Source organism: Salinithrix halophila (assembly GCF_042650125.1).
GTDB classification, from domain to species: Bacteria; Bacillota; Bacilli; order Thermoactinomycetales; family DSM-45169; genus Salinithrix; species Salinithrix halophila.
Genome location: NZ_JBHSAP010000007.1, coordinates 603,687 through 615,743 on the forward strand (window position 1 = coordinate 603,687; position 12,057 = coordinate 615,743).

General features: G+C 53.3%; 18 protein-coding genes. 8 read left to right on the forward strand and 10 right to left on the reverse strand.

From position 1 onward, the window contains the following. The first annotated feature begins 175 nt into the window (after positions 1-175). Together ACFOUO_RS05010 and ACFOUO_RS05015 are read left to right on the forward strand one after the other, a co-directional pair. Positions 176-697 (forward strand): DUF3231 family protein, encoded by a 522-nt coding sequence (locus ACFOUO_RS05010; RefSeq protein ID WP_380702780.1) that lies wholly within the window; start codon positions 176-178, stop codon positions 695-697. A gap of 16 nt (positions 698-713) precedes the next feature. After that, on the forward strand, positions 714-1,013 hold the full coding sequence (locus tag ACFOUO_RS05015) for a WGxxGxxG family protein (RefSeq protein ID WP_380702782.1): 300 nt from the start codon (positions 714-716) through the stop codon (positions 1,011-1,013). A gap of 175 nt (positions 1,014-1,188) precedes the next feature. On the opposite strand, the gene ACFOUO_RS05020 is transcribed toward ACFOUO_RS05015, so the two are convergent. The 3 genes from ACFOUO_RS05020 to ACFOUO_RS05030 form a co-directional block, all read right to left on the reverse strand. Beyond that, complete coding sequence (locus tag ACFOUO_RS05020) at positions 1,189-1,326, reverse strand: hypothetical protein (protein WP_380702785.1); 138 nt, start codon at positions 1,324-1,326, stop codon at positions 1,189-1,191. Between the two features lie 196 nt (positions 1,327-1,522). Further along, entirely contained in the window at positions 1,523-1,834 is a 312-nt protein-coding gene (locus tag ACFOUO_RS05025; RefSeq protein WP_380702786.1) for a hypothetical protein, read from the reverse strand. A 182-nt stretch (positions 1,835-2,016) separates the two neighbouring features. Beyond that, positions 2,017-2,163 (reverse strand): hypothetical protein, encoded by a 147-nt coding sequence (locus tag ACFOUO_RS05030; protein WP_380702788.1) that lies wholly within the window; start codon positions 2,161-2,163, stop codon positions 2,017-2,019. A 291-nt stretch (positions 2,164-2,454) separates the two neighbouring features. Between ACFOUO_RS05030 and ACFOUO_RS05035 the strand changes: the two genes are divergently transcribed. After that, on the forward strand, positions 2,455-3,057 hold the full coding sequence (locus tag ACFOUO_RS05035; protein WP_380702790.1) for a hypothetical protein: 603 nt from the start codon (positions 2,455-2,457) through the stop codon (positions 3,055-3,057). Here the strand turns inward: ACFOUO_RS05035 and ACFOUO_RS05040 are convergent. From ACFOUO_RS05040 to ACFOUO_RS05055, 4 genes are all read right to left on the reverse strand, one after another. Continuing rightward, entirely contained in the window at positions 3,013-3,900 is an 888-nt protein-coding gene (locus tag ACFOUO_RS05040) for a DUF3179 domain-containing (seleno)protein (protein ID WP_380702792.1), read from the reverse strand. The two genes, ACFOUO_RS05035 and ACFOUO_RS05040, sit on opposite strands and share 45 nt — an antisense overlap. 168 nt (positions 3,901-4,068) lie before the next feature. Next, a complete protein-coding gene (locus ACFOUO_RS05045; RefSeq protein ID WP_380702794.1) occupies positions 4,069-4,626 on the reverse strand; it encodes a GNAT family N-acetyltransferase in 558 nt (185 codons plus the stop codon). Next, complete coding sequence (locus ACFOUO_RS05050; RefSeq protein ID WP_380702797.1) at positions 4,586-5,152, reverse strand: GNAT family N-acetyltransferase; 567 nt, start codon at positions 5,150-5,152, stop codon at positions 4,586-4,588. Before ACFOUO_RS05050 ends, ACFOUO_RS05045 begins: the two co-directional genes overlap by 41 nt. 1 nt (position 5,153) lies before the next feature. Then, positions 5,154-5,708: a GNAT family N-acetyltransferase gene (locus tag ACFOUO_RS05055; RefSeq protein WP_380702799.1), complete on the reverse strand. Its 555-nt coding sequence runs from the start codon at positions 5,706-5,708 to the stop codon at positions 5,154-5,156. Positions 5,709-5,988: 280 nt separating this feature from the next. Between ACFOUO_RS05055 and ACFOUO_RS05060 the strand changes: the two genes are divergently transcribed. Next, entirely contained in the window at positions 5,989-6,222 is a 234-nt protein-coding gene (locus tag ACFOUO_RS05060) for a hypothetical protein (protein WP_380702801.1), read from the forward strand. Positions 6,223-6,283: 61 nt separating this feature from the next. Here ACFOUO_RS05060 and ACFOUO_RS05065 read toward each other — a convergent pair whose 3' ends face one another. Next, complete coding sequence (locus ACFOUO_RS05065; RefSeq protein WP_380702803.1) at positions 6,284-6,676, reverse strand: VOC family protein; 393 nt, start codon at positions 6,674-6,676, stop codon at positions 6,284-6,286. Positions 6,677-6,699: 23 nt separating this feature from the next. Further along, complete coding sequence (locus tag ACFOUO_RS05070) at positions 6,700-7,464, reverse strand: DUF3891 family protein (protein WP_380702805.1); 765 nt, start codon at positions 7,462-7,464, stop codon at positions 6,700-6,702. Between the two features lie 162 nt (positions 7,465-7,626). On the opposite strand from ACFOUO_RS05070, the gene ACFOUO_RS05075 reads away from it, so the two are divergent. Beyond that, positions 7,627-8,133 carry a hypothetical protein gene (locus ACFOUO_RS05075; protein ID WP_380702807.1) on the forward strand — a complete coding sequence of 169 codons (507 nt, stop codon included), beginning with the start codon at positions 7,627-7,629 and terminating at the stop codon, positions 8,131-8,133. Positions 8,134-8,209: 76 nt separating this feature from the next. On the opposite strand, the gene yfkAB is transcribed toward ACFOUO_RS05075, so the two are convergent. Then, positions 8,210-9,346, reverse strand: coding sequence for a radical SAM/CxCxxxxC motif protein YfkAB (gene yfkAB, locus ACFOUO_RS05080; RefSeq protein ID WP_380702809.1), 1,137 nt, complete (start codon positions 9,344-9,346; stop codon positions 8,210-8,212). A 230-nt stretch (positions 9,347-9,576) separates the two neighbouring features. On the opposite strand from yfkAB, the gene ACFOUO_RS05085 reads away from it, so the two are divergent. The 3 genes from ACFOUO_RS05085 to ACFOUO_RS05095 are packed head-to-tail and all read left to right on the forward strand — an operon-like array spanning position 9,577 to position 12,018. Then, positions 9,577-9,912: a hypothetical protein gene (locus tag ACFOUO_RS05085; protein WP_380702811.1), complete on the forward strand. Its 336-nt coding sequence runs from the start codon at positions 9,577-9,579 to the stop codon at positions 9,910-9,912. A gap of 4 nt (positions 9,913-9,916) precedes the next feature. Beyond that, the gene (locus tag ACFOUO_RS05090) at positions 9,917-10,471 is read left to right on the forward strand and encodes a hypothetical protein (protein ID WP_380702812.1); all 555 of its coding nucleotides are present in this window, start codon (positions 9,917-9,919) and stop codon (positions 10,469-10,471) included. A 17-nt stretch (positions 10,472-10,488) separates the two neighbouring features. Further along, on the forward strand, positions 10,489-12,018 hold the full coding sequence (locus ACFOUO_RS05095; protein ID WP_380702814.1) for a pyridoxal phosphate-dependent decarboxylase family protein: 1,530 nt from the start codon (positions 10,489-10,491) through the stop codon (positions 12,016-12,018). Positions 12,019-12,057 lie beyond the last annotated feature (39 nt).

A 12,057-nucleotide genomic window follows, 5' to 3' on the forward strand; every position in this document is an offset into this window, starting at 1 on the left:
CACTTTCCCTTGGAATTGTGGAAAGTGGGAAGACGTCTGGACTTGATCCTATTTCTACACGGGGTCAAGAATTCCTTTTTCCGAATGGAACATTTTTATCCTTCGCGGATAAAGAAGAGCCGGCCAACACACGATAGAGATGTGCTCAACATTCAACAAACCAAGGAGGAATATAATGGGTATTTTAAGTGGCAACCAACAAAAGGAACCGATGCATTATGGTGAAATCTTCGGTGTTTGGAGCTTTGCCTTGGGTTCCCAAGCCATGGTGGCTGGCTACCAGACCTTTATCAACCACGCCGGGGACCAGGACTTGAAGAATTTCTTGCAGGATACCATCCAAAACGTCATCCGGCCGGAAATCGAGCAAACAACCGAGCTCCTGAAGCAAAATGGCATCGCTCTCCCTCCGGCCCCGCCGGAACGACCCACCGCTAATCTGGAAGATATCCCTCCGGGGGCCCGGTTCAACGATCCGGAAATCGCCGCCGCGGTCTCCAGGGATTTCGCCGCTGGTCTGGTGATGTGCAGCCAGATCATGGGACAGTGCACCCGCGAGGACATCGGAGCCATGTTCGGTGCCTTCCACATGAGAAAAGCCCAATACGGGGATCGCATCCTTAGAATGAACAAGGAAAAAGGCTGGCTGGTTCTGCCTCCGATGCACGTAAAGCATCAGGAACCGGTTCACGCCTGAAAAAGGAGATATGCCCATGTTGAAAAAAACAATCCTGCTGATCGCTCTCGCCCTGACCTTCTCCCTGGGAACCCAGGCTGTAATAATCGACACCCACGTGAATGCGGCACCGGTCGGCGAGAATAACAATGTCACGACCCGCAGAACGGACATCAACCGAAACATGCGGGGTACAACCAATATCAACCGCACGACGGACTATGGGGATTACCGGAGAGTGGCCACCCCCGCCGATAATGGCAATGATTTCAACTGGGGATGGCTCGGAGTACTCGGATTGCTCGGACTGGCCGGTCGCCGCAGGCGGGAAGCTTGATCCAGGAGAAAGCCCCCCTTTACCGGAACTGATAGGAAGACAGACACAAAAAGAGCACTTCGGGAAAAAGATCATTTGAAAAGCCGGGTGAGGGTTCATTCCCTCCTACCCGGCTTTTGTATGTCACGCTCCAACCCAAACCACCTAAAGTAAGTGTGGAAGCGGCTGTCACTCGTCATCCACCTTTCGGTTCATCGTGATAGGCCATCTTGGCGATGTATTGGTGAGTCGAAGCGAGCACTTCGTAACAAACCCCGACTGCTAAAACACAAGACAAGGACAGGGCAAGAAGCATTTTCTTACTTCGTGTCATCAACAAAACCCTCCTCTTTGGTTAAGCCGATCCTGTACTTGATCATATTGTACATACCCTTCCGAAATTACTGTTCCAAGCTGGAGTTTCAAGCTTTCCAATGTCAAATCCGGACAGGGAATGAACCCTGCCCGGATTTTGCAGGTCAAGCTTCGACTTGCCCTTCAACAAGGGCAAAGGGCATAGCTGCAGCTTGTCAGTCGGTTCTCTCCTTATCAGCTGGCTCCGGTTTAGAAGCGTTCACCAGCAGGATGACGGCGGTGATCATGTGAAGGAGCCATCCGACGATGGGGATCCAGGCGAGACAAGATGTAATGATACCCAGAATACTACCATGCTTATCGACCTTGCGGCTGGAGCTGATAATGAGGGTAATAATATGGAGGAGGAGCATCACACCAAGAGGCGCATAACTTCCTCCAAGGACGATCAGGCCTCCGAGGATTGGGATGCCGAGCAAGGCTTCTAAGCCTCCGGTGATCCATTTCATGATACGGGCAGCTGACAACTCTTCATTCCCCCCGAGAGTCGGTAATCCGCGAGCTCAATGCTCCCTATTCTCAGCATACCCTTCCCCTTATGATACGGATCCTCTTATCACTTATTGGAAAAGCCCGTTTTTCCATTAATACAAAAAGGAACCCGGGAAGATTCCTCCCAGGTCCCTTCAATTACGGGAAGATCCCGCTTTCACCCGTTCTTCTCCTGTACCGACTCCTCCCCATCACACTCGAAACAAAGAACACTTCCGTCCGCCTGGGTGACCCCGTTGATGAAGCCGTCGGTACAGAAAACAGGCTTGCCGCATCGTGCACAGTTGCCAACCAGTTCAATCATAATTTTCCCTCCATCGAGATCCTGCCCATCTTTATATTCATTCTTCGACAGAAAAGACTTTCGAACCTTCCTGCACCCAACCAGATCCAATCCTGAGGGTAGATATCCGCAGACACCCACCTTTCAACGATGCATAACATGAAGGGGTAGATGAATACAAGGAGGAATTCCCCATGATCCAATCCAACACTGCCTTTGGCCAACCCCGCTCCACCGCTTATACCAACCAGTTCCCCTTTGGGCCCGGGTTCGGCGGGCCTGGTTTTTGCCCTGGGTTCGGCGGGCCTGGCTTTGGCCCTGGGTTCGGCGGGCCTGGCTTTGGCCCTGGGTTCGGCAGGCCTGGCTTTGGCCCTGGGTTCGGCGGGCCTGGCTTTGGCCCTGGGTTCGGCAGGCCTGGCTTTGGCCCTGGGTTCGGCAGGCCTGGCTTTGACCCTGGGTTCGGCGGGCCTGGCTTTGGCCCTGGGTTCGGCAGGCCTGGCTTTGGCCCTGGGTTCGGCAGGCCTGGCTTTGGCCCTGGGTTCGGCAGGCCTGGCTTTGGCCCTGGGTTCGGCGGGCCTGGCTTTGGCCCTGGGTTCGGCGGGCCTGGTATTGGGTTACCCGCTTTTGGCCAGCCGGGTGTCGGAAGGCCCCATGCTTATGACGGGAGACCCATTTCTTCCGAACAAGGAGCCCCCTTCGGTTTTTTCCGATAGACGAGGTTCCAGACCGGCGACCGGTGGTTCGCCCCTTCCAGGCCTTATGACAAGCTTGGGCCATACCGGTAACTCCCTTCTCAGCTGGAGCGTCGAAGGGTCTCAACCCATTGTTCCATCACGCGTAGTCGGCACCCTCCGTGCCGACTTTTCTTTTTCAAGAGGCCTTCTCTTCCTTCGCTTCCGGTGGATCTCCGTATAGTTCGCAACCGGGGAACGTATAGGCAAAACCGTACCAACGGGAGTAGAGCTGCATCGGTTTTTCTCCCGTGTCGTCAAAGACCGCCTGAGGGTGCCCGTCCACATTGAGAGTGATCGAGACAGTTCGTCCGTCGATACGATCGTTGATTGCCCCACCAGCTTCCTGAATGGTACGAATGGTATAAAAGCGTTTAGTGTTCTTGGTATAGATGCCCAATCCACTGACCATGTCGGAAAGTCGGGTATCCCTTTTCCCCATGGAAAAACGGAAATACGGCGGGAAAATGCCCCTGTCCCCGAAGAAGTTCATTAGCGGTTCCAGGAATAGCTTGCGGTACCAAGGTTGCTGGGAAAGGGCGATCTTTAGATCGGGCCAGCGCTTCAAAGCCTGGGCCACGGTAATATGCTCCACAGGAACCAGTTGCATGACGGCGCCCTTCATCGGGCCATGAAGGCACTCTCCGGAAATATGATCCCAGTAGGAGCCCGTCTCATCATCCTGCAGCAAGGCCATCCCGTTGTAAACCCCGATACATGAGTAGTGGTGTAAAGCCCCATCATCTAGGACGGGGACCATCGTGGTCGCTCCATGACAGATCGCACAGAAAGCCAGGATAAAGGGTTGTCCCCCCAGTTCACCCTGGGCGACGTGATGGTAGGTCATCTGATAGAGAGAGAATGCCAGCCGTTGACCCGCCCGTTCTACGATCAGAACCTCGTCTTTTGGCTTGATTTTTTTTCGTTGTACCACATCCGCAAGCGGTTCGGAAGCGACGACGTCAAACCGCTGAAAATGATTATCTCTGATGATCCGTTTGACATCAAACTCTTCAGGTTGCAGCAAAATCTGTCACTCCTTTTGAACCATTACGGATTAAACAGTGCAGCTGGGGAAATTTTCTCCTGAATATTCTCTGTTCATCCCCTCTTATTTTTGCATCTTTCGACCCCGGATGTCCATCCTGCCCTGCCCCTCAAACAAAAAAGTCCCTCTTCCGATGGAGGGGACACATCAACGGGAATATTCCGGGTATTCACTGTCGTACTCCATCAGCCAGCAGCTCTGCCAGACGCCTTCGTGCAACTCGTGTCTCGGTAACATCCGTACCTTTCGGAACCCACATTTTTCATAACAGCGAATCGCTCGAGTATTCCGAACCTGGGGATCCATTATCACGATTTCAGCCGCTTTCTCTTCAACGAGGAAATCTGTCCCCATCCGGACGAGTTGCGTACCGATCCCCTGGTTCCAGCAATCCGGCTCCCCGATAAACTGATCCATCCCCCACACAGGGACTTCCAGAGGGTACCCAAACAGTCGCAACCGGTTTTCATCCAGTTTATAAAATTGAAGAAAACCGACGGGTTTCCCCTTCCATTCCGCAATACAGCGATAAGTGGAGCCTTCCCGCTTGGCCAGGTACTTGTGACGGATCATCTCCTCGTCGTGAGGTTGATCCCTCCCCCCGAAAAAAAACAGGACCCGCTCATTGGACAGCCATTTGGAGAGGAGTTTGGCATCTGTCACCTCAACTCCCCGAACCAAGAGTTGATCTTTTTGAAATAGCATCCCTTCGCTCCCTCCATTCCTGCTCCAACATCCCCATGATACAGACCGTCCAGTATCGGTCGTCTATACGCCGGGCATCCCGCAGTTTTCCTTCCATCCGGAACCCCACTCGCTCGTAACAAGCGATGGCAGAATCATTGAAATCGAAATCATACAGATCGATCCGATGAAGGTTCATCTCTTCGAACCCGACCCGGGCCACTTCTTGTACCATCGCTGTTCCCAATCCCCCTCCTTGAACTTGTGGATCGAGGAGCACCCGGGAGATGGTGGCGGATCGGTGTGTCCGGTTGATACGATTCAACTCGATGTGCCCCACCATCTGGCCGGTTTCCGGATGGACCGCTTTAAAACAGCGGCGACTAGGATCTTCTCCACGGGTTCCCTCCCAGTGCTCTAACAGTTGTTCTCGTGTCAGGGGAAAACGGAAGCCGGGACCTGCCCACTGAAGGAGAAACATCGGGGTGTCGGTCCATTGGATCAACAGAGAAAAATCTTTTGGTAACAGCGGCTCAAGATTCACCATCCTAGGAACACCTCTGCTTCTTCCATTCAGAAGCCAGCAGGCCATAGATCAGCGTGTCATCGAATGTATCCCCGATTCGTGAGCCTTCTTTCAGTGTCCCTTCATGGCGCATCCCAAGGCTCTCCATGACCGCTTGGCTGCGCTGGTTACCAGCAGCACAACGCGCTTCAATACGGTGTAAACTCCGTTGTTCTACCAGATAACCGATAAGGGCTACACAAGCACGGGTCATTATGCCCCTCCCCTGATAGGGTGCTCCCAACCACCAGCCCAGTTCCGCACTTCCCTCGACAGGATCGATTGTATGAGAACCGACCACCCCAGCCAACTTTCGGTCTAACCGGATGCCACAGTGCACACCCTTCCCTTCCGCAAACCCTTTTAACGCACCATCAATGAAGGTCCTGCTGTCCGCCGAACAGCGAATGGTTTCCACCCAAGGGAACCAGGGAGTAAGATGTGCCCGGTTGGCTTCCGTCAACCCATACAATTCTTCAGCATGGCGATGCTCCAGTAACTGCAGACAGACCCGGTCATCGATCACATGAGCAAACATTCCGAGCCACCCCTCCCTTTTACAAAGACTACAGGCTATGTAAAAATTATTTCTACTTTCCCACCCTGAAATCGCTCTTATTCTACCTTAATTATGAGCGGGGAACAATTGAACCAGCCGGTTGTTGTCATTTGTCCAAAAAGCCGCCAACAGGTAAACGAGTGAGTCACCAGGTCGGTTTCCCTTCCCCATCGGAAGCCATCTTTTAAAATTCCTACTAAGGGGGAATGGAGTAGATGACTGCGAAGGCAGCTGAAACCACTCTAAGAGGAGGCAGATCATGAAGATCGTCACCCTGCCCCGGAAACTACTCAATCCCTTGGCCCTGCCTGGTATGAGCCGCAGCCTAGAAGTCCACGGATTGGCCGAAGAAGAAAGTACAGAGATGAAGGACGCCTTCTCCCGCCAAGAGCTCTTCGTCCAGTTCGAAGGGGGCAAAGGAACCACCTACCCTGTAATCAACCTGTGGCCTGACCCCCACGATCCAGCTCGTATTACGCTCTTTATCGAATGAACCTCTCTTGTAAGAACAGGCATGCTCCGCAACGATTGCGAAGCATGCCTGTTTTACGCCTTTACACCCAAACCTTCATCCGTTCCCGAAGATTGCCGGTGTTGAGCTCGAGTTGGGTATGGTCGGGATCGAGAAAATTGATAACCCGGCCTCCACCCCGTTCTTCCGGCCCTCGGACAATGGGGACACGGCAAGTATGGAGACGGTGGACGGCTCTGTCAAAGTCCTCTTCATCGATGGTGAAGGCCACGTGATCGACACCCAAAGAGGACTCTGCTAACGATTTCTCCCCTTTTTTCTCTACGAGACAGACCCACGCCTCTCCCCACTCCAGGTAAGCGTCGGTCCGACCCCGATGGACAAGCTCCATCTGAAGAATATCCTGATAGAAAGCAAGGGATTCCTCCAAATGGGAAACTCGGATCGTTACATGGTTAAAGCCCGTCACCCTCACAGAATCTCCCCTTTTCTACTGGATTATCCCGCTTTCACCACTACTCTGTGCTCCCCTTTCCCTTCAGGCTGACCACTGTGATCCACCTGGCAAAAGGGAATACGTATAGTAAAGGAGCCTCGGATCAAGCCCTCCTTCATACGAAGAGTCCCTTCATCCTCCCACTCGGGCAGGAGCTTCCCTTCCTGATACCGGATCCCTTCTTGGTACCATGGATGAACATTCCGCCCAGGAGGGTTCAGACAGACGAAAAGGGACAAGTCGTCGCACAAACGCAGGAAATCCCAGTCTTTCTCAAGAGTTTCTCTTTCCCTTTCCGTCATCCTCTCTTTCAACCGCTCCCGTCGCCTTTTTTCCTCTTCCAGAAAACGAAGCTCCAAAGGGTCGGACGTCCCTTTGAAAAAGGAAGCGTAATGGATACTGCACAGGCATCCGGCATAGGAATCCATCGCTTCCACCCGGTCTATCCCATGCCGGTATGCAGTCAGCTTCTCCGCCATCGGGAAATCCACGAAGGAATAGGGCTTCCCCGTTTTCGGATGGAGCCGCCGCACCTCGCCGTCCAGTTCCTCCCACCCCACATCATGGTAACGAACCGCCGTCCGCAGAGAGGGGCCCGGTCGTCCCCCGTCCACCCAATGATCGGCAAAATCGCCGGATATCTGACCGTGGTCATGCTGGCGAATCAGTATAAAACCGGTCTCCGTCTCCTGTACAATCACGTTCTCCTCTCCCTTCTCACCGGATTTAGAAAGCCGGAATCCCCCGGCTGGAGGCTTCTGGTTCATGATTCTCTTCCACGATACCGTATCACGGATTTATACACCAGAATTCCTTGTTCCACTTTTTGAAAAGGGACAAGCAGAAGTTTAGGCTGGACAAACAAAAACCGGCATCTTACACATACATTTGTGGTGTAGGAACTATGATTGGACCGAGGAGGAGGTTTTATGTCCCAGCAAGATTTTGAACCGAAAACAACAAATAACCAAGAGACGGCGAACCAGGCGGAAACGAGTAGCCAACAACAGCCCCAGGACTACGGCGCTCCGTTCCCCTATGGATACGAATGGGCCCATCCGACGGTAAGCCAGTATGGGTTCGGTTACGATCCCACCCCAAGCCCGTATGGCTTTGGCCAAAGCCCGGCGGTTGATCCATACGGATACGGTCAGGGCCCGGGAGCCGGCTCGTACAGCTTTGATCAAGACCCGACGACCGCACCACACGACTTCAACCAGGACCCCGGGAACTTTCAGGCGTCTTTCCTGCCTGAAGAGGAAGCGGATGCCTCCCAGTACTATCCACCCCCTTATTATCCACCTCCCTATTACCCGCCCATCTACTATCCCCCTATTTTCCCACCCATCTTTTACCCTCCTTTTTTCCCACCCTTTCGCCGCCCACCGTTCCGCTATCCCCCCCGCTTTCCCCGCCGTCCCCGCCGTCCCTACTGATCGGATTGGACACTGATACAACAACAAAGCCCCCGGAACTCTCCCGGAGGCTCTTTTTTATTTGCAGTTTTCCCCTTTACAGTCGGATCTTCGCCCGTCTCTCCCGGAAGTTCCAACCGGAATAGTAGGTGTCGGCCACCAGGATGTTGGGACCGGTACAACGGGCTTCCGGACAGAAACAGTGATATTTCTTGGCGAGTGGGTGGCCTAGCCACCGGTCGAAAATGACGGGGAGAGAATCCGTTTCGATGTTACCCAAGGGTGGAACATCCCCGAAGTCGGTAACGATTACATCGCCATTAAAGACATTAACGTTCAGTCGATTTCGCCCATCAGGGTCCTGGCGGACAGTGATATTCTCCTCCTGGTGAAGGCGGAGCCACAGTTCCCGGTCCTCGATCCGGTCGCTACAGGGGTAGAAAGGCAGTGTTCCAAACAAAATCCAGACCGATGGGTCTCGCTCTTCCACCAAGGTGAGGATGGCTTCCCGGAAGGTGTCCAGCGTAACCAGGTTCATCCCCTTGGCGAAATCACTGGGATAAAGAGGGTGTACTTCGTGGCGTCGACACCCCATCGCTGCCACGTCCCGGTGCATCTGTCCGATATGGGGCGAAGTGAAGGGGGAAAGCAATGTTTCCGCCGAAACAAAAACTCCGGCAGAGGAGAGGGCCCGGGCATTGTCCAACATGCGATCAAACAGAGCTTCCGCCGCCTTCGGCGTAACATCCCGCCCGTACTTTTCGAAAGCGATCCGATGGAAATCGGCTGCATCTCGGTAATTATACGAGATATGTAAAACGTCCAAGTCCTCCACCCAGCCTTCATACCGGGAGAGAGGAAGGGTGAGATTGGAATTGAGTTGGGTCCGGATCCCTCGTGAACGGGCGTAACGGAGGAGAGGTCGAATGGTTTCCTTCACCACCCGTGGGCTAAGGACAGGCTCCCCTCCAGTGATGCTGAGCGTCTGCAGGGTATCCACTTCGTCCAAGCGGTGAATCAAACGCTCCACCGGAATCGAGACACCCTCCTCTGCCACTAGCATCTCCCCCACGGCACAATGTTCACATCGGAGATTGCACAACTGGGTGACGGTAAATTCGACACTGGTCAGCTGATGCTGTCCTGTTTCTTTTCGGATATGCCACGGATCCCAGGGGTCCCATTCAATCGAACCCGGCTTGTCACCCGCTGTCTTGCTCCCCGCTTCCTTCACGGTTCAGCCCCCTTTCTGCAATCAAATCAATGGAAAAGTATAGCGCATCCGCCTCCCTTTCGTCAATGCAGGGAGGATGAACGTGCGGGTTGGGAATTTCCCCAAAAAAACTTTTGGTAATTGTATACAGATGTTACTTGTTCCGATATAATGGCACTGCACAAAAAAAATGGCTTCAACAAATTAAGTTGGCCAAAGGAAAGATTTATGCAACCTAAAGGAGGTACGATTTGGAGATGGATGAAAACCAAAAGAAATGTTCGTCTGACTATGGATTAATCCAGCCTCTGACCATTCCGCCGGAATCAAAGATTCCCGACCCCTTTCATGGAAATTCCACAGCAGAGGAATACGATCAGTACTTCCGTCTGGTACGCAACTCCCCCGATCTCGCCAATTGGTCAAAAGCCTGCCTCGGTTTATACGAGAATCACCTTCGGGATTTAGACATGACTAGCCTTGATGAGGCCGATAAGTATCAGATCCTCAAAGGGTGGATCAACGTTTTCCAAGTGACGCTGGAAAGATGGGTTCAAGGATATGAAATCGAAGAGGAAAGGAGGTAACACCATGGAACAAACCACCACGGCTTCCGTCCCTTCCGTTTACCAACAAGCGGCACTCCGCTGGAAGCAGGGCCACCACGTCTTTCATGTGGTTCTGGTGACGATGAATACCATGCTAGAGGCGAGCATGGACGCTTTGAAGCAACGCGATTGGCCCCGGCTGACCGCTTCTCTGGATCGGCTGACCGCCCTTTATAAGGCCTCTACCTCCACCATGAAATACGCTGCAGACTTTCCTGTCACGCTCTACGAAGAGCTAATCCGCCCGTCCATGATGCCTCCCTTCATCAGCCCAGGCTTCAGCGGTGAGTTAAATACCGAGCATACGATGATGCTTGAGGGCTTTCAGCATCTTCGTAGCAGGATGAAAGAAGAACTGGGAAATCGGGAGCAATGGCCCACTCCTGTGGCAAAATCCTGGACACGCCTGTTATCGGCTCAGGCTTACAGTCGAAAACACCATGCCCTCGTCTGTCAGAAGTTTGTCAAAGATGGTGCCTCGCTCCTGAAGGATTTTTATGCTAACAAGAAAGAAACAGAGAAGGACGGACTTCAATGAAAACTGGAGGATCGTCTATGACCGAATTGCAATCACACCCTATAAACCTGGGAGACTGGGATCCACACGTCTTTGAAGCACACGGTCAGGAATTGCTACGCATGATTCGCGATCACTTCGAACACATCCGTGACCTGCCTGTTACCAGCGACATCTCACCCAAAGAGCTTATCGGTCTCTTTGACAAACCACTACCGGAAAAGCCTGAACCCTTTTCATCCACCCTCGATGAAACATGGTCCAAGGTCATCCCTCACCTAACCCACTGGAACCATCCGTCCTTTCATGCCTACTTCAGCATCTCGGCGAGCTTCCCTGGGATTCTAGCAGATTTGTTGATATCTTCTTTGAACGTCAACGCCATGGTCTGGCAATCAGCGCCGGCAGCCTCTGCTCTTGAAACCGTCGTCCTCCGCTGGATGGCGGAGATGATTGGATATCCTCCTTCTGAAGATGGCGTGCTGATCAACGGAGCGTCTCTCGCCACCTTCTATGCGCTGGCAGCAGCGAGGGACTTACACTCCGACCTAAACGTTCGCACAGAAGGGTTGACCGGCCGCACGATCCCTCGCCTGCGCCTCTATACCTCGGATCAGGCGCATAGTTCGGTAGATAAAGCGGCCATCGCCCTCGGTATAGGCACGCAAAATGTCGTCCGAGTGCCGACAGATGAGAACTACCGACTCATCCCGGCTAAGCTGGAGGAAACCATCCAGTCCGATCTTCAGAGGGGCTACCGTCCGATGGCTGTGGTGGCGACTGTCGGGACAACCGCTACAGGCGCAGCAGACCCGGTTACTCCCGTGTCGAACATCTGTCAACGCCATGGGATCTGGCTTCACATCGATGCGGCCTACGGTGGATTCTGGAATCTAGTGCCGGAAGTTAGAAAAAATGCCGAAGATCTTAGCCTAGGAGACTCCGTGGTGGTCAACCCTCACAAGTGTCTCTATACCCCCCTAGAGGTGACGGCACTTTACTGCCGCCGCAAGGATGCCCTTGCCAACACCTTCCGCCTTGTCCCGGAATACCTGCAAACGGTCAAAAAGGATGGCAGCATCGACTATATGGATTTTTCCTTGCAATTGGGACGGAGCTTTCGCGCCCTAAAACTCTGGTGGGTCATTCGAAGTTTTGGCCGGGAAGGACTGGCCGACCGGATGCAAGAGAGTCTTCGACTTGCCCGTTGGCTGGCTTCGGAGGTCGACAAACATCCGGATTTCATCTGTCCTGCTACCTCGCCCTTTGCCCTGGTCTGCCTACGCTATGTGCCACAGTCCATTCAGGCAGCATGGAAACAGGCAACTGAGGAACAGCGAGCTGCTCTCCGCCAATATGTGGACCAGCTCAACAAGAAATTGCTGGCACGACTGAACGAGTCCGGATCCACCTTTGCCTCCCATGGGGTCATCCGGGATGGATACATGATACGGATTTCCATTGGAAACATCCATACCACCGAGGATGACATCCAAAAACTATGGCAGATGCTGCAGGAACTGGGCTCCAAGGTAAGGGAGAACCTGCCTTCCCCACTGGAACAGTAACAAAAATTATGGATCACGAAAGGCTCCCGGATCAGACTA